Source organism: Ruegeria sp. CDSB117 (assembly GCF_059611005.1).
Window position 1 is genome coordinate 81,161 of record NZ_JBXWOS010000001.1, and the last position, 23,141, is coordinate 104,301.

A 23,141-nucleotide genomic window follows, 5' to 3' on the forward strand; every position below is an offset into this window, starting at 1 on the left:
TTAGCCCTTATCCACCAGGTCTTCGATCAGGCGGAACCGTTCGCAAAGCAATTCCATCTCGGGATCAAACCCGCCGTTACGCTCAAAGTAACGCCGGTGATCCGCGCGCCATCCGTCTAACGTTTCGTTTTCACCTTCGGCCAAAGCGAAGTCTTCGGTCATGTCACAATAGCGGCAGATCGAAACCTCGACCGTCTCAATCACCAATGCTGGGCGATCATCCCATTCAAGGGCAATATCGCGCCGCCCAACAACCGGGGTATCAAGGCTGCCTTCGGGATAATCGCGCAGAGCGCCGCAGGTTGCCGTTTTTTGCCCTGCCCGAACCAGCGCTAAAAGCTCGGCACTCAGGATTGCACTGTCGCCGAATTTGAACGTCTGTGCATCGGGATAACGCGCTTTTATTATTTCCAGGTCGGTGCTCATCTTACATCCTGAACACGCCAAAGCGTGTCTCCTCAATCGGCGCATTCAGTGCCGCGTTCAACGACAAGGCCAGCACGTCCCGGCTTTTGCGCGGGTCGATAATTCCGTCGTCCCACAGTCGAGCCGAGGCATAGAGCGGGTGGGATTGTTCTTCGAACATCTCCAGCGTGGGGCGCTTGAATTCGGCCTCTTCTTCCGCCGACCAAGTTCCGCCCTGACGTTCAATCCCGTCGCGTTTTACAGTGGCCAGAACACCTGCCGCCTGCTCTCCACCCATCACGGAAATGCGCGAGTTTGGCCATGTCCAAAGGAACCGCGGTTGGTAGGCCCGGCCTGACATGCCGTAATTCCCCGCTCCGAACGAGCCACCCACCAGCATCGTGATTTTGGGCACATTGGTCGTCGCGACCGCAGTCACCATCTTGGCCCCGTGCCGCGCAATACCTTCGTTTTCGTATTTGCGGCCAACCATGAAGCCGGTGATGTTCTGTAGGAATACTAACGGGATTTTGCGCTGCGAGCACAGTTCGACGAAATGCGCGCCCTTCTGTGCCGCCTCGGAAAACAGCACGCCGTTATTGGCGATGATCCCGACCGGGCAGCCTTTGACATGAGCGAAACCGGTCACCAGCGTTTCACCAAAGCGCGGCTTGAATTCGTCAAAGCGCGAGCCATCGACCAACCGCGCGATCACCTCTCGGATGTCATAGGGCGTGCGCAGATCGGCAGGGACGACGCCCAGAATTTCTTCGGGGTCATAGGCCGGATCCTCGGGGTTGGCCCAATCCACCGTCTGTGGCTTGCGCCGGTTCAGCGATCCGACAGCCCGCCGCGCCAAAGCCAGTGCGTGGGCGTCATCCTCGGCCAGATAATCCGCCACCCCGGACAGGCGGGTATGCACATCACCGCCACCCAAGTCTTCGGCGCTGACCACCTCACCGGTCGCGGCCTTAACCAAAGGTGGTCCGGCCAGAAAGATGGTGCCCTGTTCCCGGACAATTATCGTTACATCCGACATCGCGGGCACATAAGCTCCACCTGCCGTACACGACCCCATCACCACAGCGATTTGCGGGATGCCCTTCGCGCTCATCCGCGCCTGATTATAGAAGATGCGGCCAAAGTGATCGCGATCGGGGAACACCTCATCCTGATTGGGCAGGTTCGCGCCGCCACTGTCGACCAGATAAATGCACGGCAGTTGGTTTTCTTCAGCAATCTCTTGCGCGCGCAGATGCTTTTTGACTGACATCGGATAATAGGTGCCGCCCTTCACGGTGGCATCGTTGCACACCACCATGACCTCTTGCCCCTGCACCCGGCCAATCCCTGCAATGACCCCGGCACAGGGCGCAGCGTCGCCATACATCCCGTGCGCCGCCGTCGCGCCGATCTCAAGGAACGGCGACCCCGGGTCCAGCAAGTTCGCCACCCTACGACGCGGTAGCATCTTGCCCCGCGATTCATGCCGTGCACGGGATTTCTCGCCTCCGCCCATGCGTGCGACGTCGGCTGCGTCGGCGATTTGCGCCAACGCGTCCAGATGAGCCGCACGGTTTTGTTGAAAACCTTGAGACGAAGGCAGAGCAGCAGATTGCAGCTTCATTCAGAGTACTCTCTTATCAAGTCGCGAAATGGATTCTCACCCGAGCCAAGTTCCTGCAAAAGCTCGCCATAGCCTCGGGATACGTTTTGAGGGCAGACAGCGTTCAGCTTTTCGATCTCTGGATCCTCTGAAATCGTGTCAACGCCCATCAGCGGGTAAATCAGGTAATAGTCGAACGGCAGCATCTCGGCCGCACGTTCAATAGAGGGTTGCGCACTTGCCTGGTCACCGCGACACAAATAGGCAAGCGCAAGAGTATGGAACGCACTTTCCAGCCCCTCAAAATCACTCTCGACTTCGTACTGATGCACCGCGAGATTAAGCCGCCCGATGACCTGGGCATCAAAGAATGCATCGTCTCCGCGGGCCTCCGGCAGGAACATCGAGACGTATGCGAGGTATTCATCATGCCAACCGTCGGTCTGCATTTCGGTACTGAATACATCTTTAAGCAACCGGATTTCCGGTTCGTATTTCAAGGTGTTATCTGACTGCGCAACCGCGTCCAAATAGTTGTCGTAAAATGCAATTTTGCGTTTGTTGCCGCCTTCAAGACCGGAAATTCTTTCGCTGATCAGCTTGAGTTCCGAGATGGCCTCGTCCGGATAGCCATAATAAACCAGAAGGTCAGCCAGTTGCAGTTGCTCAAGTATGACAACCTTGTTTTCGACCGCCTTATTGATCGTGTCCTGCATCCAGTTTTCGAAATACGCCTTGCCTGCCCATACAGCGCCAATGACCGCAATTGCGGTGGCGCTAAATTCAATTCCCGTTCTGACGCTGGATTTATCCGGCATGACATTCCTCCTCAGACGCGCGACGTTTCAATTCCTTTCGGATTACTTTTCCGGTCACGGTCAAAGGCAACTCTTGCACAAAAGCCACTTCACGAGGGTAAGAATAATGCGCAAGGCGGGATTTAACCCAGTCTTGCAACTCTCGTTCCTCAGCCTCAGCATTCGGTTTCAACACCACATATGCCTTGACGATCTCGGTCCGCAGCTTGTCAGGTTTTCCGACCACACCGACCGTCGCCACCGCCGGGTGGGTCAGCAGGCAATCCTCGATCTCTGCCGGGCCGATACGATAACCGGACGAGGTGATGACATCATCGTCGCGCCCAACGAAACGCAAATATTCACCCTCCCACACACCGCGGTCGCCGGTGATCAGCCAGTCGCCACGAAACTTCTCAGCCGTCGCATCGGGTCGGTTCCAATATTCCAATAGCATTGAGGCCGAGCCTCGCCGGATGGCCACGTCACCCTCATCAGCGGTCGGGTTACCGTCCTCGTCGATCACCGCAATTTCGTGCCCCGGGACCGGTTTGCCAATGCAGCCGGGCCGCACTGGGAAGTCATCTGAGCAGGAAGAGACAACCATGTTGCATTCGGTCTGGCCGTAGAATTCGTTGATCGTTAGACCAAACGCCTGTTGCCCCCAGGCTAACATCTCGGCCCCCAGCGGCTCCCCTCCCGACGCTACAGAGCGTAGCCCGGAAATCGCCTGATCTGAGGCCTTGAGCATCCGAAGGGCCGTTGGGGGAAAGAACACGTTCCGCACACTGCCGCGCGCGATCACATTGGTGCAGGCTTCGGGGGTGAACTTGTCCAGCCGGGCCGCCACAACCGGAACGCCCAGCGCAAGACCAGGCATCAGCACATCGAACAACCCACCGATCCAGGCCCAATCGGCCGGTGTCCAGAGGCAGTCGCCCTCTTGCAGGTTGTTATGGCTGATCGAAACCCCCGGCAGGTGGCCGGTCAGCACCCGGTGGCCATGCAACGCGCCTTTCGGGCTGCCCGTGGTCCCGGACGTGTAGATCAACACCGCCGGATCCTCTGGCCCGGTGTCGGCAAAAGGCACAACGCCCCCGTCTTCACCAATCTGGTCCGCCATGAGCGGTTCTGCCAAGTCGCTTAACAGCGTCGCGCCGTCCGGGTCGGTCAGCACAACCTGCGCCCCGGCATCACCCACTCGGGATCGCAAAGCATCCTGCTTGAACAGTTTGAACAAGGGAACCGAGATGGCGCCGATCTTCCAGATCGCCAGATGCGCCGCCGCACACCACGGTGACTGGCTGAGCAGCACGCCCACGCGATCCCCCGGCTGCACTTTCTTCGACAGTGCGCGCGCGATGCCGTCTGTCATTTCAGCAAGCTGCCCGTAGGTGACGCGCCGCTCTTCGATTCCGGTCAAGTCGATCACTGCAACCTGATCCGTTGCGTGATCAAGACACTGGCGCGCCATGTTCAAACGAGATGGCACGTCCCAGCCCCCCGCTGAACGCAAACCCGGTATGCGATTAGCTTCTGGCACGCTGCAATTCTCTTATTTTCAAGGGCCTTACCGGGGAATCCTCCGATGACCCCGTCACACAAACTTGATGCAGATCAGAGTGCGCGGACCGCGCGGCTGTCAATTCGATCTCATCAACTGAACCAAAGGCAAGACCATGACCAACAAACTCGCCGCTTTGACACTTTCCACCGCGCTGGTGGCGCTTGCCGCCCCCGCCTTTGCCCAATCGCAGGGGGATTGGACCGTCGGTGTCGGTGTCGGTTACCTCAACCCCAAATCCGACAATGGCACGTTGGCCGGACAAAAGGCCGAGATCGACTCGGACACCCGCCCGATCTTCACCGCCGAGTATTTCATCCGTGACAATCTGGGCATCGAACTGCTGGCCGCGACACCGTTCAAGCACACCGTAACCTTGGGCGGAAGCACCGAGGCCGGAACCGTCAAGCACCTGCCGCCCACCTTGTCGCTGAACTATCACTTCCCGACCAACAGCGCATGGAAGCCCTATGTCGGCGCCGGTCTGAACTACACCATCTTCTTCGACGAGAAATCCGGACTGGGCGATCTGAAGGTTGATGACTCTTTCGGTGTCTCGCTGCAGGCCGGTCTGGACTACATGGTCTCGGACAACGGTGCTGTCCGTCTGAACGTACGTTGGTTTGATATCGACACGGACGTCAAACTGAACGGAACCAAGATCGGCAAAGCCGATATCGATCCCTTCCTTGTCGGCGTATCCTACGTTCATAAGTTCTGATCCTTACAAGGAAAGCGCTTCGCAGTTCCCTCGTCTGCGAAGCGTTTTCTTCTCTCAGCGCATCTCGTTCATCAGTTCACGCCCGATCAACATACGGCGGATTTCGCTGGTGCCCGCGCCAATCTCCATCAGCTTTGCGTCGCGGAAGATTCGGCTGACCGCCGAGTCGTACAGAAAGCCCGCCCCGCCCATCGCCTGAACGGCCTGGTGCGCCTGCGACATGCCCTGTTCTGAAGCATAAAGACAGCACGCCGCCGCATCCTGACGGGTTACATCCCCCCGGTCACAAGCCTTGGCAACCTCATAGACATAGGCCCGCGCCGAGTTCATCGCGGTGTACATATCGGCGATCTTGCCCTGCATCAGTTGAAAGCTGCCGATCGGTTTGCCGAACTGCTTACGCTCGGCCAGGTAGGGCATGATCTCATCCAGACAGGCCGCCATGATGCCGGTCCCGATCCCGGCCAGAACCACACGTTCGTAGTCCAGCCCGGACATCAAAACCGCAACGCCTTTGCCCTCTTCGCCCAAAACGTTTTCGAACGGCACCTCGACATCTTCAAAGATCAGCTCGGCCGTGTTCGACCCGCGCATCCCCAGCTTGTCGAAATGGGGCGAGGTCGAGAAGCCCTTCATCTCTTTCTCAATCAGAAACGCGGTGATGCCCTTCGATCCGGCCTCCGGGTTGGTCTTGGCATATACGACCAGCGTATCCGCGTCCGGCCCGTTGGTGATCCAGTATTTGTTGCCGTTCAGCCGGTAGTGATCATTGCGTTTTTCCGCACGCAACTTCATCGACACAACATCGGATCCGGCGGAAGCCTCGGACATGGCCAACGCACCAACATGTTCGCCCGAGATCAGGCGCGGCAGGTATTTCGCCTTTTGCTCGTCATTACCGTTCAGCTTGATCTGATTGACGCACAGGTTCGAATGCGCGCCATAAGACAGAGAGACCGAGGCCGATGCCCGCGCAACCTCTTCCACAGCTACAGTGTGGGCCAAATAGGACATCCCTGCCCCACCGTATTCCTCGGATACAGTGATGCCGAGCAAACCCAGATCGCCCATCTCTTTCCAAAGCTCGTTTGGAAATGCGTTCGAGGCATCGATTTCACCCGCCATCGGCTTGACCCGCTCCTGCGCCCACCGGTGTACCATTTCACGCAGGGCATTCACGTCCTCGCCCAGATCAAATTGCATGGCCGCCGTGAACATAAGCGATCTCCTCTTTCGCATTAATGAACAGTTGTTCAATAAATAGCAGCGAATCTGAATTGGGTCAACGACGGCATCCCAAAAACAAACCGCCGCCCTGATCGGGGCGGCAGTTTCATACAAATAAAGCGTGCGCGTCACGCGCACTCGATTGGATTACGACTGATACACTGCGCTCACCTCTGCCCGAATGATCCGTGCGATCAGCGCGCAATCATCAAGCGAAAAGGTTAAGGGAACGCGCATGTCGACGATCCCGGCGAGGATTCGATCACTTTTTGGCATCGGCGCGCTGTCGGCATATCGCCAGCTGTCATAGCGCGATGTAAAGCCGTTCGGCTCGGCCCCGCCGAACCACTTAAGCTCGACCCCCCGGGCCGCGCAGCGCTGGATAACCTCGTTTACCCGCTCCGCCGACCAATCGAGCAACAGGAACTGGATCGAGGAACCGACAAATGTCTCGGCCTCTGGCCGGTCGACAACGCTCAGACCTGGCGTCTCGCGCAGGCCTTTTTCGATTTCGAAATAGCGTTCGTTCCAGCGTTCGATCTGCCGATCCAGATCGCGCAATTGCGGGCGCAGGATTGCGGCCCGCAGATTATCCATTCGCCCCGAGACATTGGGGGTATGATACTTGATCCGCTCAAACACCTCTGGCCCCGGTGCCGCAAGGTGGCGTTCGTACAGCATGTAGGACCCCGACAGCATCGTTGCCTTTGCCGCCAGTTCCTCATCATCGGTGATAAGCAAGCCGCCCTCGCCCGAATTGACGTGTTTGTAGGTCTGGCAGGAATAGCAGCCAATCGCGCCTTGTCGGCCCGAAACCTGCCCATGCCACGCAGCGCCCATTGTGTGGGCGCAATCCTCGATCACCGTGACACCTGCGGCATCGCACATCTGCATCAGCCGATCCATGTCACACAGATGACCACGCATATGGCTCAGCATCAAAACGCGGGCCTGATCCAGCTTGGTTTCGAGATCGCCCAGATCAATCGTAAGGTCTTCGGTCACACCCACAAAAACGGGGCGCGCACTGACCGAAGCAATAGATCCGGGCACAGGTGCCAGAGTGAACGTGTTCGTCAGCACCGGGTCCCCCGGGTTGACCCCCACGGCCCGCAGTGCCGTTGCCATCGCATAGCCGCCCGAGGACACGGCCAGACAGTATTTGGCACCTGTCTGGGCGGCAAATTCCTGTTCCAGCAGGGCGGTTTCGCCCAATTCGTCAGGTACGACGTTATAACGATGCAGACGCCCGTGGCGCAGTACGGCCAGGGCGGCCTCGACCGCCTCTTCGGGGATGGGTTCCTGCTGGGTGAAACTGCCAGTGAATATCTCGGTCATAAAAGTGTTCTGGTCCTGCAAAACGTTCGGGTCAAGGGATTACGCGGCCACGCCAATCAACTCTGCAACCAAATCTGGCAAATCATGGAAATGGTGCAGCAAGGCTTCGGGTTCCAGCGCGGCCATATCATCGCCGGACGGGCCGAAGGTAACCAAAACCGACGGCACACCTGCGGCACGGGCCGTGTTTCGGTCAGTGTCGGAATCCCCAATCAGAACACATAAATCAGGATGACCTCCCGCCCGGCGCGCAGCTTCGCGCAGCGGCTCAGGGTCAGGCTTGCGCACCGGCAACGTGTCGGCCCCAACCAAAGAGGCAAACAGATCGCGCACCCCCATCTGCGTGAGCAACTGATGGGCCAATGCCTCGGGTTTGTTGGTACAGATGCCAACCCCGTAACCTGCGGACTTCAACACTTCCACCGCGTCCAGCGCGCCAGGGTAGAAATGGGTATGCGAGTCGATATCTTCGGAATACGCTTCAAGCAGCATCGGGTAGTAGTCTTGAACCGTTACATCGTCATAGGCGCCCACCCGTTTCAACCCATGGGTCAGCATCATTCGGCCTCCGCGCAAGGCAACGCCCGCATCTTCGCCGTGAACCAACACATCCCCATGCCCCATATGCCGAAAACAGTGGTTGGCTGCGGCCAGCAAATCGCCCGATGTATCGGCCAAGGTCCCGTCCAGATCGAAGATAACCGTACGCATATTGCCCCCTAATTCGGCGAGTCTTCGCCATAAGTGTTGCAAACGGCAATCTTGTTTGATGCCCGAACCGCTTGCGCCTTTGAACTCAGCGGATAAAACGGGTCGCAACAAAACACAAAGAGAAATCGTTTTTATGACCATCGCCCTTGTTATCCTTGCTGCCGGAAAAGGCACCAGGATGAATTCGGATACCCCAAAAGTAGTACACCCGATTGCCCACACTCCGATGCTGGTACACGCGATGCGCGCTGGTGCAGTACTGGCACCGGAACGCACTGTCATCGTGATCGGTCACGGTTCCGAGGCTGTTGGGAAAGTCGCCCAGGCCGAAGATGAAACCGCGCAGATCGTTGTTCAGGAAGAACAGCTGGGAACGGCACATGCTGTCGCGCAGGCGCGGGATGCGCTGGCCGGTTTCGATGGCGATGTGATCGTCCTTTACGGCGACACACCCTTTATCGACCCCAGAACACTGGAGCGCATGATTGAGGCGCGCGCATACTTTGATCTGGTCATGCTGGGCTTTGATATTGCCGAAGTTCAACCCCGCTATGGCCGGTTGATCATGGATGGCGAAAAACTGGTCGAAATCGTTGAATACAAAGACGCAACCGAAGAACAGCGCGCCATTCGCTTTACCAACAGCGGACTGTTGGCCTGCAATGCAAAACTGCTGTTCGAACTGATTGACGAGGTTAGCAATGAAAATGCGTCGGGCGAATACTACCTGACTGAAATCGCGGCACTGGCGAACGCACGCGGTCTGTCGGCAACGGCGATCAAATGCAACGAGGCTGAAACGCTGGGCGTGGACTCTCGTGCTGATCTGGCGGCGGCCGATGCCGAATTCCAGACCCGTGCGCGCAACGAGTTGCTAGAATTGGGCGTGACATTGATGGCCCCAGAAACGGTGTACCTGTCCGCTGATACAATAATTGGCCGGAACACGGTGATCGAACCCAACGTCGTCTTCGGCCCAGGCGTTACAGTTGAAAGTGGCGCAACGATCCGCGCGTTTTCGCATCTGGAAGGCTGCCACGTCAGCCGTGGCGCTATCGTGGGGCCCTTTGCGCGCCTGCGCCCGGGCACGGAACTGGCCGAGAACACGCGCATTGGCAATTTCGTCGAGCTGAAGAACACAGAAATCGCCGAAGGTTCCAAAGTCAACCACCTAAGCTATATCGGCGACTCAATAGTTGGGACAAAGTCCAATATTGGCGCGGGTACGATCACCTGCAACTATGACGGCTTTAACAAGCACCGAACAACCATTGGCGAGAACGTATTTGTTGGCTCGAACACAATGTTCGTTGCGCCGGTGAAGGTGGGTGACGGCGCAATGACTGCCGCCGGTACAGTTGTAACGCGAGATGTTGAGTCTAACGCGCTGGCTATGGCTCGCGCCGAGCAAGAAAATAAGCCCGGTTATGCAAAAAAATTATTTGATATGTTGAAGGCGAAGAAAGCGCGCCGAAACAAAGGAGCCTGATTTATGTGTGGAATTGTAGGTGTGCTCGGTGAGCATGAGGCCGCGCCAACTTTGGTCGAGGCGTTAAAACGTCTTGAATACCGTGGCTATGACAGTGCCGGGATTGCAACGGTCAATGGTGGCACGCTTGGACGTCGTCGTGCGGTCGGCAAGCTGGTCAACCTGAGCGATCTGCTGGTGCACGACCCCCTGCCCGGAAAATCCGGTATCGGTCACACCCGCTGGGCCACTCATGGCGCACCATCGGTAACCAATGCGCATCCGCACAAGGCAGGCCCAGTGGCGGTGGTGCATAACGGTATCGTCGAGAACTATCGTGAGCTGCGGGCAGAACTGGCGGAACATGGGATCGATTTCACTACAGAAACCGATACCGAAACCGTCGCTTTATTGACCGAACATTATCTGAAGACCGGCCTCTCACCCATTCAAGCCGCGTTTAAGACGATCGATCGACTCGAGGGCGCATTTGCATTGGCGTTCCTTTTCGATGGAGAGGACGACCTGATTATCGCCGCGCGCAAAGGATCTCCACTGGCCATCGGGCATGGAGATGGCGAGATGTATGTGGGTTCAGACGCCATCGCACTGGCCCCACTGACCGACCGTATCACCTATCTTGAAGAGGGCGACCGAGCAATACTGACCCGGACCTCTCTGGAGATTCGCAACGAAGATGGTGAATTGGCGAACCGTGAAACGCGCCGGATCAAGCTGGATCACACGCGAACCGGCAAAAACGGCCACAAGCACTACATGGCCAAGGAAATCGCCGAACAGCCCGTGGTGATTGCCGACGCGATCCGGTCTTACTTGCCCGGTAACGGCGATCAAGTGGTGCTGCCTGGCACCGATCTGGATTTCGCCAAACTGGATCGGTTGACCATGGTGGCCTGTGGCACGGCATTCTACGCCTGTCTGACGGCGAAGTACTGGTTCGAGCAATTGGCGCAAATGCCGGTCGAGGTCGATATCGCCAGCGAGTTCCGCTATCGCGAACCTCCGATCACGGGGCGCACGATGGCGCTGTTCGTTAGTCAGTCGGGTGAAACTGCCGACACTCTGGCGGCACTGCGCTATTGCGAAGGCAAGGCGGACAAGATCGTCTCGGTCGTCAACGTCCCCGAAAGTTCGATCGCCCGCGAAAGCGATATCGCCCTGCCCATCCATGCAGGCGTTGAGATCGGCGTGGCTTCGACCAAGGCGTTCACGTGTCAACTGAGCGTTCTGCTGATGATGGCGCTCAAGGCGGCTGCGGATCGTGGTACGCTGACCGACGACGAGCTGGCCGACCACTATGCTGCGCTACGCGGCCTGCCAACGGTGATGAATGCAGCGCTGGATCAGAATCCGGCCATCAAGACGTCCGCACAGCGCCTGTCCGAAGCCCGCGACGTTCTGTTCCTGGGTCGCGGCCTGATGTATCCGCTGGCGATGGAGGGGGCGCTGAAGCTAAAGGAAATCAGCTATATCCACGCCGAAGGTTATGCTTCCGGTGAGCTGAAGCACGGCCCCATCGCCCTGATCGACAAGAATATGCCTGTAGTGGTCATGGCCCCGCGCGACGCCGTGTTCGACAAAACGGTGTCGAACATGCAAGAGGTGATGGCGCGCAAGGGCAAGGTCATTCTGGTCTCGGACGATGACGGGATTGCCGAGGCTGAAGATGGCGTCTGGAGCATCATCCGGATGCCGCATGTCCACCCCAGCCTGGCGCCGATCCTCTACTCGGTCCCGGCGCAACTGCTGGCCTATCACACGGCGGTGGCCAAAGGCACGGATGTAGACCAGCCGCGCAACCTGGCAAAATCGGTTACAGTGGAGTGAGACATGGCCAAGCAATTTCCGGAACTGGACGACGGGCAGCGTAAATTCATCGAAGAACAGCACATGTTCTTCGTCGGCACTGCGGCACCCAACGGACGGGTCAACATCTCGCCCAAGGGCATGGATTCGCTGCGCGTTCTTGGCCCGAACCGGATTGCCTGGATGAACCTCACCGGCAGCGGCAACGAAACCGCCGGTCATCTGCTTGAAGCGAACCGCATGACGCTGATGTGGTGTTCGTTCACGACCCGCCCCATGATCCTGAGAACCTATGGCACCGCGCGCACGCTGCATGTGGGGGATGAGGGCTGGGATGAATTGGCTGGCCTGTTCCCCGATCACCGTAGTGCGCGTCAGATCTATGATCTGGATATCGATGTGGTCCAGACTTCGTGCGGCTATGCCGTGCCGTTCATGGAATATCAGTCCGAACGCGACACGATGCAGAAATGGGTCGATGGCAAGTCCGACGAGCAGATCCAATCCTACTGGGTTGAAAAGAACCATCAGACCATTGATGGCAAACCCACGCGCACCCGACCCTGAGTTTATTGATGATTGAAGCCTATCTGGACCAGATCAAAGCCCATTCCGATCCCGAGCGCGCCGAACAAATGGCGGCCTACCACAAGGCCGACCGCCCCCATCTGGGCGTGGCAAACCCGATCCTGAATGATCTGACCAAAACCTGGCGACAGGAGTTGGATTTGGCAGCGCGCGTCGAACTCGCAGATGCGCTGTGGCAAACCAATATTCACGAAGGACGTCTTGCCGCCGCAAAACTGCTGACACAGGCGCGCATCCGACCGGATGATACCGTTTGGGACCTGCTGCAAAGCTGGTTGCCGGATTTTGATGCCTGGGCCGTGGCGGATCACGCCTGCATGGCGATGCAAAAGCGCCTGTCAGCCGACCCTTCGCGGCTGGATCAGGTGGAAAGCTGGACAAAATCGGACCACATGTGGACCAGGCGCGCGGCGCTGGTGGCGACCCTGCCCTGGACCAAACAGAACCACCCCAAACCGGAAGACCTGCAACGCCGAGACCGCATTCTGGGTTGGGCTGCAGGCTATGTGCCCGACCGCGACTGGTTCATCCAAAAAGCCGTCGCTTGGTGGCTGCGCGAATTGTCCAAGCACGACCCGGACCGGGTCATCGCCTTTTTGAAAACACACGGCGACGCGATGAAGCCATTTGCGCGAAAAGAGGCCGGCAAGTATTTGAAAGGTCAGTTGGAATAAACTTCCAGCTCAACCAGTTCATCAAATGGCAGCAGCAGGGCCCGCATCGCATCCAGCGAAAGGCGGCTGCCGCCCCCGGTTGGCCCGGATGCCGGAATCAGCGTGATATAGGCCTGCGCGCCCGTCCGCGGTACAACCACGCGCCCGGTGAATTCAGTCTCCACTAAAGACGTTTCCAGCCAACGGCCGGGTGTTGTGGGGTCTCCCAGACCGGCAATCGTGGTTTTTGGACCAACCCAACCAGTGGCGGCTACCGCGACAGGCTGCGGCTCGACCACCTCTTCTACAACGGCGGGTTCTGCCTCTTCAGGGGGCTTGTCACCACCAAAGACACGATCGGTGGTCGACCGCACGGTGTCACATCCCGCTACCAGAACACAAAAAGCCAAAAGCGCATATCTCATGACGCAAACCTAACCCCCTGCGTGCATCTGTTCCAGCGCAAAGCGCAGTTCGCCCTTGTCGGAGGGCGGTTGCAGCTTTACCTATGTCGCATGACAGCTCCGCTTATCGACCCGTTCGCACGTGCCATCACCTATCTCCGCGTTTCCGTTACGGATCGCTGCGATTTCCGCTGTGTCTATTGCATGTCCGAGGACATGACCTTTCTGCCAAAGAAAGACCTGCTGACACTGGAAGAACTTGACCGCATGTGCTCGACCTTTGTGAACATGGGCGTGGAAAAGCTGCGCATTACTGGCGGCGAGCCACTGGTGCGCCGCAATATCATGACGTTTTTCAATTCGATGACCCGTCATCTAGACAGCGGCGCCCTGAAAGAGCTGACGCTGACCACCAATGGCTCGCAACTGCACAGATTTGCCGATGATCTCTACGCTGCCGGTGTTCGTCGCGTGAACGTATCGCTGGATACGCTGGACGAAGACAAATTTGCCAAGGTCACCCGTTGGGGACGCCTCAAGCAGGTGCTGAACGGGATCGACGCCGCGCAGAAAGCGGGTCTGCGGGTAAAGATCAATGCGGTCGCCTTGAAAGGGTTCAATGAACCCGAATTGCCAAAGATCACCGAATGGTGTGCCGAGCGTGACATGGATCTGACCTGGATTGAGGTCATGCCCATGGGTGATATAGGAAACGAAGACCGCCTGGACCAATACTGGTCTCTCGAAGATGTGCGCAAGGAATATGAAAACCACTATTCCGTGACGGATCTGGCCGAACGTACCGGTGGACCTGCGCGTTATGTACGGCTTGAGGATACGGGCCAGAAAATCGGCTTTATCACACCGCTGTCGCATAACTTCTGCGAAAGCTGCAACCGCGTGCGCCTGACCTGCACCGGTGAGCTGTACATGTGCCTTGGGCAAGAGGATATGGCCGACCTGCGCGCGCCGCTGCGCGATCATCCCGACAGTGATAAATCATTGGAAGAGGCAATCAGGTCCGCGATCACCCTCAAGCCCAAAGGGCATGATTTCGACTATTCCCGTCAGGCGGTCGACGGCCAGATGAGCCGCCACATGAGCCACACGGGCGGCTAAAGTGCCAAACAACCCCGACCAGCCAACGCTGCTGTACAAGCTGTATTGCGGCCTGACTTCCGTTGCCGCCCCGCTGGCATGGCGCACGGTTCGCAACAAGCTGCGGGCGGCGGGCGTTCCCGAAACGCGCCAGCAGGAACGCCTTGGCCACGCCACGCAAACCCGCCCGGATGGGCAGCTGATCTGGTTCCACGCCGCCAGCGTTGGCGAAACTCTGTCGGTCATCAGCCTCATCAAACGTCTGGGCGAACGCCTGCCCCAGGCTGAGTTTCTGATTACCTCCGGAACCCCAACTTCGGCCGCGCTGATCGAAAAACGAATGCCACCGCGCGCACGCCATCAATACCCACCACTAGACACAGCCGGACCGGTGAAGCGGTTTTTGGATCACTGGCGCCCTGACGCCGGCGTCTTCGTCGAAAGTGAAATCTGGCCACGCCTGATTGTCGAAGCATCTCGGCGCGAGGTTCCGCTGGCGCTGCTCAACGCGCGTCTATCGGATCGCTCGGTCGAGGGATGGAAGAAGCGACCCAAAACCGCGCGATTTATTCTGGACCATTTCACACTGTTCCTAACCCAGAATGACAAGACGGCGGGAAATCTTATCGACATGGGTGCACTCCCCGATCGGGTACAGCCCGGCACCAACCTCAAAGCCATGTCGGACCCCCTGCCGGTCGATCGGACCACGCTGAGCGATATCCGTGCTCAGATCGCCGACCGCCCGGTCTGGATCGCCAGTTCGACCCATGCAGGTGAGGAGGAAACGGTTCTGGCCGCGCATGCCAAGCTGTTGCAACGCTGGCCCGATCTGCTGCTTCTGCTGATCCCCCGGCACCCCGAACGACGGTCAGAGGTTGCAAGTCTGCTGGAGTCCGCCGGGCAGTCTGCCGCCTTCCGCACCAAGGGCGACAAGATCGCGCCGCAGACTCAAGTTTACGTTGCTGACACACTGGGCGAAACCGGCACATGGTACGCATTGTGCCCAATCGTGTTCCTGGGCGGCTCGCTCAAGGAAATCGGCGGTCACAACCCGTTTGAGCCCGCACAGGCCGGTGCCGCTGTGATCACTGGTCCTGGGTACTTCAATTTTGCGGAAACCTTCGCGCCACTGATCGAAAGCGGCGGCGCGACCGAGGTCAATTCCGCCCCGCAACTCGCGGATGCCGTTGCGAATTGGGTGTCAGACAACACTGCGCTGGACAAAGCGCGGGCTGGCGCGAAATCCTGCGTAAACAACCAGAAATCCGCGTTGGACGATGTGATCAACACCTTGTGCGATACACTCAACCTCACCTGACGCAGCAAGGGTCCAACTTCATCTGGCCATAGACATCCCGGGGAGCGCGAGGGGCTGGCCCCTCGCTTCCTTACGCCGTCATCAGGCCGCAGGCATCCGTTGTTCTACGATCCCGGCCCACCAGCTGCATCCAGCCGGAATAGCTTCGTCGTTAAAATTGTATTCAGGATGATGCACAGCCGCTGTGTCGCCATTGCCAACCAGGATGTACGCCCCAGGCCGTTCCTCCAGCATAAATGCAAAATCCTCACCGCCCATGATCAGCGGCGCTTCGTCACAGTTTCCAGACACCGAGCGCGCAACATCTGCGGCAAAATCGGTCTGCTCATCGCTGTTCACCATCACCGGATAACCTCGGTAATAGGTCACATCGGCCTGACCACCAAAAGTGGTGGCGATACCTGCGCAGATTTCCTGAACGCGCTTCTCAGCCAAGTCGCGCATTTCCTTGCTCATCGTACGCACGGTCCCTTTGATCTTCACTGATTGGGGGATCACATTGAACGCGTTTGACGACGTCTCAAACGACGTGACCGAGACCACAAGGCGATCAATCGGGTCAGCATTGCGCGATGCAATGGTTTGCAGCGCCAATACGGCCTGGGCAGCCATCACGGTGGTGTCGACCGTTTCATGCGGCTTGGCGGCGTGCCCGCCTTTCCCTTCGAAAGTGATGTCGAACTGATCTGTTGCCGCAAAAAAGGCCCCAGGCCGAATGGCGAAGCTGCCCACCGGACGACCTGGCCAGTTATGCATGCCATAGACCTCTTGAATGCCCCAGCGGTCCATCATGCCGTCTTCGCACATCTCGCGCCCACCGCCGCCGCCTTCTTCGGCGGGTTGGAAGATCACAATCACAGTGCCGTCAAAATTGCGCGTCTCGGACAGGTATTTCGCGGCCCCCAACAACATCGCCGTATGCCCGTCATGGCCACAGGCGTGCATCGCGCCATCGGTTTTTGAGGCATAGTCCAACCCCGTCGCTTCGTGGATCGGCAGCGCATCCATGTCTGCACGCAACCCGATCACCTTGCCGCTTGTGTCCGTCTTGCCCTTGATCACGCCGACAACGCCGGTACGGCCGATACCTGTCACCACTTCATCACAGCCAAAGTCCCGCAACCTGTCGGCGACCAAAGCACTGGTGCGGTGGGTGTCGAACAGGATTTCCGGGTTTTCATGAATATCGCGTCGCCACTCGGTGATTTCACCCTGCAACTCGGCGAACCGGTTTTTGATCGGCATGTTGGTCTCCTAACTGTTGGTTTTCCGGCCTGCTGCTCCGCGATGACATCAATCTGTTTCGGCAGGTCGCAACGAACCCGCCAACAGGACAATGAATACGGCCAGCGGCAACAGCGCCGTGAATGCTATGCGCAATGTAAGCATCTCTGCGAGAAACCCAATAAGCGGTGGGCCAATCAACAGGCCTCCGTACCCCAGCGTGGCGACGCTGGCGATCGCCTGCCCCGGTGGCACATTGGGATCACTTGCCGCCCGGCTGAACGCCAACGGCATGATCACCGCGTATCCGACCCCCATCATCGCAAAACCTGCCAATGCCAGCCCTGCCTCGGCAGCGGACACAACACAGAAAACACCCAAAGCGGCGCAAGCCCCGCCATATCGCGCTGTCGCCACCGGTCCAAACCGCGCAATGACAAACCCGCCTGCCAAGCGAAAGGCAACCATGGCTACCGAGAATACCGCATAGCCCAAGGCCGCAGTGCTTTCGGCGGCGTCGGTCACGTCCCGTAGGAAAATCGCACTCCAGTCCGCCACTGCACCTTCCCCCAAAGCTCCGCACAGAGCGGTGAAGCCCACAAGGATCAATGCGCCTGAAGGCAATGCAAAAACCTTGCCTCTGGACACGGCCGCGCGGCGCGATGTCCAGCGTACCCATGACGATGCCAATGCCAGCCCTACGACGATCCCGCCCGCCAATAAAAAATGTTGGATCACCGTCAGCCCCACTTGCACCGCGGCAAATCCGCTGAGGGCACCCAATCCTGCCCCAAGGCTCCACATCGCGTGGAATGATGACATCACGGGTTTCTTGTACACCTGCTCAACCTCCGCCGCCCAGGCGTTCATCGCCACATCCATCGAGCCGTGGAAAGCCCCGAATACAAACAAAAAAGCCGCAAGCGACCAGAAGCTACCCGCGAGGGCCAGAAGCACCAAAGAAACCGTATAGAGAACGGCAATGTACCGCGTCAGAACCACCGCGCCGAACCTGTCGGTCAACCGGCCTGTAATCGGAAATGAACACACTGCGCCCGCCGCCATGAACAACAGGCCATATCCCAGTGTCTCATGCGTCAGGTCCAGTTTGTCCCGAACCGCTGGAATGCGCGATGCCCAGATGCCGAACAATGCGCCATTCAATATGAACATGGCGGCCACGGCCCGCCACGCCGACACGATTCCAATCACAGAGAATTCCTCGACCCAAGTGTCAAACGCGTTTGTTGTACAACTCGCAGGTCCAAAGGCAAATACGGATCTACTCCAACCGCTTTCGAATCCTGCGAACGGCAAACCATACCGCCAAGACAACCGGAATCGTCACCGCTGCGCTTAACATCCCTTTACTGATCCCGGCACCCGTCAGGGGGAAGAGCAAATAGCTGACCAGCGATACGGCATAATAGCTAATCGCGACCACGGAAAGCCCCTCGACCGTGTGCTGCAGGCGCAAGGCCAGATCGGCGCGGCGATCCATGCTTTCCAACAGGGCCTGGTTCTGCGCGCTGCGCTCAACATCGACACGGGTTCGCAGCAACTCCCCCGCACGGATGGCTCGATCAGACAGGGCTTGCAGGCGACGTTCCGTGGATTTCACCGTACGGATCGCCGGGTCGTATCGGCGCATCATAAAGTCCGCAAAGTTCTGACCGCCTTCAAAACGCTCTTCGCGCAGGACCTCAATCCGCTGATTTACGATGGCCTCATAGGCACCCGTGGCTCCGAACCGGAACGAACACTGCGCCGCCAAAGTTTCCAGTTCGATCGAGGTCGACAGCAAGTCCTGTAGCAACTCGTCGGGTTGGGCAGAATTGTCGGTCATCTGCCCCATCAGGCGCGTCAGCTTTTCATCCAGCTTTCCGATGCGAGGCATCAGCTGTTTGACCCGCGCAAAACCCAGCATAGACATTGCCTTGTAGGTCTCGATCTCACACAAACGCTGGACGATCCGTCCCGTCCTGCGCCGCCCGGTACCATTCGCGACAAACAGTGCAAACCGCATGTGCCCTGCCGGATCTATACGAAAATCACTTGCACAAACAGCTGCGTCATCCAGCACCCGAGCAACAGCCAGGCTTTCTGGTTCAAACCAATCCAGCAGCTTGGATTTGATCACCTCGTCGCCTTCGCGTTCGACAACACGCACCATGGCCGACGTGACCCGCTGACCGGGGCTAGCCATCAACCAGTCTGGGGGGAAAACCTCAAAATCAGCCGGGTTGAACGCACGCTCGCTGACGTTCTGGGCGATGGCCGTATAGGTCACGAACTCGGTATGTTGTTCCCACTTCAACCAATGGCGGCCGATTTGCCCGGCATAGTGCGTGGCGTCCGGCTGCGGATGCTGAGCACCGTGGCGGTCGAGAAGGTCGATGAGGTGATCCAGATCCTCGCGGCGGTCCCGTGCGACGGCGGCGACAGATTTCTTGATCGCAAGAAAGACCACAGTACAGGGCATTGCCGCCACCGGAAACGGACGGGCGTGCAATTCATTGGCCAGCGCATAGCGCAGCGGATGGTCATCTATCGGCGTCATCTTGGGCTCCGTTTCGTCCGAGGCACTATACGACACCTATAAAATTCATCAATTCTCTTTTTATTTCATATACTTACAAGGATACTACGGTATACAAACCCGCTATCTCATTGATTTGGCTGCCACAGCTCGATCGGGTTGCCCTCTGGGTCATGGATGCGCGCGAACTGGCCAACCTCACTGTCCCACTCTGCGTTGGTTTCAACCTTGATCCCTGCGGCTTCAAACTGCGCAATCATGGTGGCCAGATCATCGACACGAAAATTGATCATCCACTGCTGCTCGGATCTTCCGAAGTACGCGGTGTCCTGCGCAAAGGGGGCGAAGACTGTGTAACCCTCGCGCTGTTTCCATGGCTCCGGGATATAGTGATTTACGCCCAGATGCTTTTCATACCACGCGCTCAAGGCCTCGGGATCACGAGCGCGAAAGAACACGCCGCCTATGCCGTTCACTTTTTCCATCGGGCACCTCCTTTTCAATTCAGGATACACCAAAAACAGAAAAGGCGCCCACTGGGGCGCCTTTACGATAGTTTTACTGACCCGGCTTATTCGATCATGGGCAGTAGTTTGTCGAGGCTTGCCTTTGCGTCGCCGTAGAACATGCGGGTGTTTTCTTTGAAGAAAAGCGGGTTTTCGATGCCCGAGTACCCGGTGCCCTGGCCGCGTTTGGACACGAAGACCTGCTTGGCCTTCCAGCATTCCAGAACCGGCATGCCGGCGATGGGGCTGTTGGGGTCTTCCTGCGCCGCTGGGTTCACGATGTCGTTCGAGCCGATGACGATGGCCACATCCGTTTCGGGGAAGTCGTCGTTGATCTCGTCCATTTCCAGCACGATGTCGTATGGCACCTTTGCCTCGGCCAGCAGCACGTTCATGTGGCCAGGCAGACGGCCCGCGACCGGGTGGATCGCAAAGCGCACATTCTTGCCCTGCGCCCGCAACTTGCGGACCAGTTCGCTGACCGATTGCTGTGCCTGCGCCACCGCCATGCCGTAGCCGGGGATGATCACCACGCTGTCAGCATCGTTCAGCGCTGCGGCCACACCGTCGGCTTCGATGGCGATCTGCTCGCCCTCAACCGCCATCTGTTCACCCTGTGGGCCACCAAAGCCGCCCAGGATAACGCTGACAAAATGACGGTTCATCGCCTTACACATGATGTAGGACAGGATCGCACCCGACGAGCCCACCAGCGCACCAACCACGATCAGTAGGTCGTTGCCGAGGCTGAAGCCGATCGCCGCAGCCGCCCAGCCCGAGTAGCTGTTCAGCATCGACACAACCACCGGCATGTCGGCACCGCCGATACCCATGATCAGGTGATAGCCGATGAACAGCGCCGCCAGCGTCATCAGGAACAGCGGGAAGAAGCCGCCCGATGCGGTGTACCAGATCAGACAGATCAGCGAGAGACCTGCCGCCGCCGCGTTCAGCGCATGACCGCCCGGCAGCTTGGTTGCCGCAGACGTCACTTTGCCCGCCAGCTTGCCATAAGCCACGACCGACCCGGTAAAGGTGATCGCACCGATGAAGACGCCCAGAAACAGTTCGACATGCAGAATCGACAATTCCGCCGGGGTTTTCTTGGCGATCAGTTTGGCAAACCCTCCGAGACCCGTGTACAGAACTTCTTTCGATGCATCCGAGACTGCCATCACCTCGGCGACGTTCAGAACTTCAAAATGCGCGTTGTATCCGACGAACACAGCCGCCAGACCAACCAGCGAGTGCATCGCAGCCACCAGCTGCGGCATCTCGGTCATCTGCACGCGCTGTGCGACGTACTGACCGATCAGACCACCGCCCGCGATCAGCAGCAGCGACAGCAGCCACAGACCCGAACCGGGACCAACCAGCGTGGCGAAGACCGCCAGCGCCATACCGACGATGCCATACCAGACCGCGCGCTTGGCGCTTTCCTGGTTCGACAGGCCGCCGAGCGAAAGGATGAACAGAACAGCCGCAACAACGTAGGCGGCAGTAGTGAAGCCAAATTCCATGTGCCCGGCCTCCTTAAGATTTCTGGAACATGGCGAGCATGCGCCGGGTTACGAGGAAGCCGCCGAAGATGTTGATCCCGGCCATGAAGATGGACAGCGCCGCCAGCAGAATGACCAGGATCGACCCCGATCCGATCTGCATCACAGCCCCAACGATAATGATCGACGAGATCGCGTTGGTGATCGCCATCAGCGGTGTGTGCAGGCTGTGCGCGACGCCCCAGATCACCTGGAAGCCCACGAAGATGGCCAGCACAAAGACGATGAAGTGCTGCATGAAGCTGGCCGGAGCGATCAGCCCCACCAGCAGCATCAGCGCGCCACCGACACCCAGCAGGGTGAACTGCTGCTTGGTCTGCGCCTTGAAGGCCGCAATTTCCTGCGCCTTTTTCTCTTCCGGGGTCAGCTCCTTGACTTCCGGTTTCTTCTGGGCCGCGATCGCCTGCACTTTAGGCGGCGGCGGCGGGAAGGTGATGTCGCCTTCAAAGGTCACAGTCGCACCGCGGATCACGTCATCTTCCATGTCGTGGTTGATCTGACCGTCCTTTTCAGGCGTCAGGTCAGTCATCATGTGACGGATGTTGGTCGCATAGAGCGACGAGGACTGCGCCGCCATCCGGCTGGGGAAGTCGGTATAGCCGATGATGGTCACGCCATTGTCGGTCACGATCTTCTCATCCGCCACGGTCAGCTTGCAGTTGCCGCCCTTTTCCGCCGCAAGGTCAACAATGACCGAGCCCGGCTTCATCGCCTCGACCATATCCTTGGTCCAAAGCTCGGGCGCTTCGCGGTTCGGGATCAGCGCGGTGGTGATCACGATGTCCATCTCGGGTGCCAGCTCGCGGAACTTGGCAAGCTGCGCCTCGCGGAATTCCTCGGATTGAACGCTGGCATAACCGCCGGTGGCGGCACCGTCCTGCTGATCCTCACTGAAATCCAGATAGACGAACTCGGCCCCCATCGATTCGACCTGTTCAGCCACTTCGGGGCGCACATCGAACGCGTAAGTGATCGCGCCCAGCGAGGTCGAGGTGCCGATGGCCGCCAGGCCAGCCACACCGGCCCCAACGATCAGCACCTTCGCAGGCGGAACCTTACCGGCAGCCGTCACCTGACCGGTGAAAAAACGGCCAAAGTTGTTGCCCGCCTCGATCACCGCGCGGTAACCGGCGATATTGGCCATCGACGACAGCGCGTCCATCTTCTGCGCGCGGCTGATCCGCGGCACCATTTCCATGGCGATGACATTGGCACCCTTGGCCTTGGCCGCTTCCATCCCCTCTTCGTTGCCCGCAGGGTTGAAGAAGGAAATCAACGTCTTACCCTTGGTCAGACGCTTCAGCTCAGCCTCGTTCGGTTGACGCACCTTGGCAACAATGTCGGCCTGCTTCCACAGCGACGCAGCCGTCTTGACGACCTCAACCCCCGCTGCCTCATACGACGCATCCGAAAATCCAGCCGCAGCACCAGCACCCTTCTCAATCAGACATTCATAGCCCAACTTCTGAAGCTGCAACGCTGACTCTGGCGTCATCGCAACACGGTTCTCACCGTCATAAATCTCTCTCGGTGTGCCTATCTTCACTGGCAGTCCCCCTAATTTTCACTCTGACCGAGCGGGTGG

The 23,141-nt window shown here is 58.4% G+C and carries 21 protein-coding genes; 7 read left to right on the forward strand and 14 right to left on the reverse strand.

The genetic code is table 11. The annotated features are described in order from the left end of the window. Genes AC2FJC_RS00430 through AC2FJC_RS00445 form a run of 4 tightly spaced genes read right to left on the reverse strand, consistent with a single transcriptional unit; the run spans window position 1 to window position 4,282 of the window. The gene (locus AC2FJC_RS00430; RefSeq protein ID WP_496738000.1) at window positions 1-426 is read right to left on the reverse strand and encodes an ASCH domain-containing protein; all 426 of its coding nucleotides are present in this window, start codon (window positions 424-426) and stop codon (window positions 1-3) included. Between the two features lies 1 nt (window position 427). Beyond that, entirely contained in the window at window positions 428-2,032 is a 1,605-nt protein-coding gene (locus AC2FJC_RS00435; protein WP_496738001.1) for a carboxyl transferase domain-containing protein, read from the reverse strand. Then, window positions 2,029-2,829 (reverse strand): hypothetical protein, encoded by an 801-nt coding sequence (locus AC2FJC_RS00440; RefSeq protein WP_496738002.1) that lies wholly within the window; start codon window positions 2,827-2,829, stop codon window positions 2,029-2,031. Before AC2FJC_RS00440 ends, AC2FJC_RS00435 begins: the two co-directional genes overlap by 4 nt. Next, on the reverse strand, window positions 2,819-4,282 hold the full coding sequence (locus AC2FJC_RS00445; protein ID WP_496738325.1) for an AMP-binding protein: 1,464 nt from the start codon (window positions 4,280-4,282) through the stop codon (window positions 2,819-2,821). Before AC2FJC_RS00445 ends, AC2FJC_RS00440 begins: the two co-directional genes overlap by 11 nt. A gap of 205 nt (window positions 4,283-4,487) precedes the next feature. Between AC2FJC_RS00445 and AC2FJC_RS00450 the strand changes: the two genes are divergently transcribed. Beyond that, complete coding sequence (locus AC2FJC_RS00450; protein WP_496738003.1) at window positions 4,488-5,093, forward strand: OmpW/AlkL family protein; 606 nt, start codon at window positions 4,488-4,490, stop codon at window positions 5,091-5,093. A gap of 54 nt (window positions 5,094-5,147) precedes the next feature. Here the strand turns inward: AC2FJC_RS00450 and AC2FJC_RS00455 are convergent, their stop codons facing one another. From AC2FJC_RS00455 to AC2FJC_RS00465, 3 genes are all read right to left on the reverse strand, one after another. After that, window positions 5,148-6,311, reverse strand: coding sequence for an isovaleryl-CoA dehydrogenase (locus tag AC2FJC_RS00455; RefSeq protein WP_496738004.1), 1,164 nt, complete (start codon window positions 6,309-6,311; stop codon window positions 5,148-5,150). A 156-nt stretch (window positions 6,312-6,467) separates the two neighbouring features. After that, window positions 6,468-7,658, reverse strand: coding sequence for a DegT/DnrJ/EryC1/StrS family aminotransferase (locus tag AC2FJC_RS00460; protein WP_496738005.1), 1,191 nt, complete (start codon window positions 7,656-7,658; stop codon window positions 6,468-6,470). A 39-nt stretch (window positions 7,659-7,697) separates the two neighbouring features. Then, on the reverse strand, window positions 7,698-8,369 hold the full coding sequence (locus AC2FJC_RS00465) for an HAD-IA family hydrolase (protein ID WP_496738006.1): 672 nt from the start codon (window positions 8,367-8,369) through the stop codon (window positions 7,698-7,700). A 133-nt stretch (window positions 8,370-8,502) separates the two neighbouring features. Here AC2FJC_RS00465 and glmU point away from each other — a divergent pair, with 133 nt between their 5' ends. From glmU to AC2FJC_RS00485, 4 genes are read left to right on the forward strand one after another with little or no spacing between them, the layout of a single operon-like run. Next, a complete protein-coding gene (glmU, locus tag AC2FJC_RS00470) occupies window positions 8,503-9,858 on the forward strand; it encodes a bifunctional UDP-N-acetylglucosamine diphosphorylase/glucosamine-1-phosphate N-acetyltransferase GlmU (RefSeq protein WP_496738007.1) in 1,356 nt (451 codons plus the stop codon). Between the two features lie 3 nt (window positions 9,859-9,861). After that, entirely contained in the window at window positions 9,862-11,685 is a 1,824-nt protein-coding gene (glmS, locus tag AC2FJC_RS00475; protein ID WP_496738008.1) for a glutamine--fructose-6-phosphate transaminase (isomerizing), read from the forward strand. A 3-nt stretch (window positions 11,686-11,688) separates the two neighbouring features. Further along, entirely contained in the window at window positions 11,689-12,231 is a 543-nt protein-coding gene (locus tag AC2FJC_RS00480; RefSeq protein ID WP_496724457.1) for a pyridoxamine 5'-phosphate oxidase family protein, read from the forward strand. 8 nt (window positions 12,232-12,239) lie between these two features. Then, window positions 12,240-12,926: a DNA alkylation repair protein gene (locus AC2FJC_RS00485; protein ID WP_496738009.1), complete on the forward strand. Its 687-nt coding sequence runs from the start codon at window positions 12,240-12,242 to the stop codon at window positions 12,924-12,926. On the opposite strand, the gene AC2FJC_RS00490 is transcribed toward AC2FJC_RS00485, so the two are convergent. After that, window positions 12,914-13,330 carry a hypothetical protein gene (locus AC2FJC_RS00490; RefSeq protein WP_496738010.1) on the reverse strand — a complete coding sequence of 139 codons (417 nt, stop codon included), beginning with the start codon at window positions 13,328-13,330 and terminating at the stop codon, window positions 12,914-12,916. The genes AC2FJC_RS00485 and AC2FJC_RS00490 overlap by 13 nt on opposite strands. Before the next feature lie 90 nt (window positions 13,331-13,420). Between AC2FJC_RS00490 and moaA the strand changes: the two genes are divergently transcribed. Together moaA and AC2FJC_RS00500 are read left to right on the forward strand one after the other, a co-directional pair. Next, entirely contained in the window at window positions 13,421-14,428 is a 1,008-nt protein-coding gene (moaA, locus tag AC2FJC_RS00495; RefSeq protein ID WP_109310462.1) for a GTP 3',8-cyclase MoaA, read from the forward strand. 1 nt (window position 14,429) lies between these two features. Further along, window positions 14,430-15,728, forward strand: coding sequence for a 3-deoxy-D-manno-octulosonic acid transferase (locus AC2FJC_RS00500; RefSeq protein WP_496738011.1), 1,299 nt, complete (start codon window positions 14,430-14,432; stop codon window positions 15,726-15,728). Between the two features lie 81 nt (window positions 15,729-15,809). On the opposite strand, the gene AC2FJC_RS00505 is transcribed toward AC2FJC_RS00500, so the two are convergent. The 6 genes from AC2FJC_RS00505 to AC2FJC_RS00530 all read right to left on the reverse strand — a co-directional run bounded on the left by AC2FJC_RS00505 (window position 15,810) and on the right by AC2FJC_RS00530 (window position 23,102). Beyond that, window positions 15,810-16,973 (reverse strand): M20 aminoacylase family protein, encoded by a 1,164-nt coding sequence (locus tag AC2FJC_RS00505; RefSeq protein ID WP_496738012.1) that lies wholly within the window; start codon window positions 16,971-16,973, stop codon window positions 15,810-15,812. 48 nt (window positions 16,974-17,021) lie between these two features. Then, window positions 17,022-18,164 carry an MFS transporter gene (locus AC2FJC_RS00510; RefSeq protein WP_496738013.1) on the reverse strand — a complete coding sequence of 381 codons (1,143 nt, stop codon included), beginning with the start codon at window positions 18,162-18,164 and terminating at the stop codon, window positions 17,022-17,024. A 70-nt stretch (window positions 18,165-18,234) separates the two neighbouring features. Then, a complete protein-coding gene (locus AC2FJC_RS00515) occupies window positions 18,235-19,512 on the reverse strand; it encodes a DUF3422 family protein (protein ID WP_496738014.1) in 1,278 nt (425 codons plus the stop codon). A gap of 107 nt (window positions 19,513-19,619) precedes the next feature. After that, the gene (locus AC2FJC_RS00520; RefSeq protein ID WP_496724442.1) at window positions 19,620-19,976 is read right to left on the reverse strand and encodes a VOC family protein; all 357 of its coding nucleotides are present in this window, start codon (window positions 19,974-19,976) and stop codon (window positions 19,620-19,622) included. A gap of 86 nt (window positions 19,977-20,062) precedes the next feature. Then, window positions 20,063-21,517, reverse strand: a complete 1,455-nt coding sequence (locus AC2FJC_RS00525) for an NAD(P)(+) transhydrogenase (Re/Si-specific) subunit beta (protein ID WP_108862192.1) — start codon at window positions 21,515-21,517, stop codon at window positions 20,063-20,065. Between the two features lie 13 nt (window positions 21,518-21,530). Beyond that, window positions 21,531-23,102: a Re/Si-specific NAD(P)(+) transhydrogenase subunit alpha gene (locus AC2FJC_RS00530; RefSeq protein ID WP_496738015.1), complete on the reverse strand. Its 1,572-nt coding sequence runs from the start codon at window positions 23,100-23,102 to the stop codon at window positions 21,531-21,533. Between the last annotated feature and the right edge of the window lie 39 nt (window positions 23,103-23,141).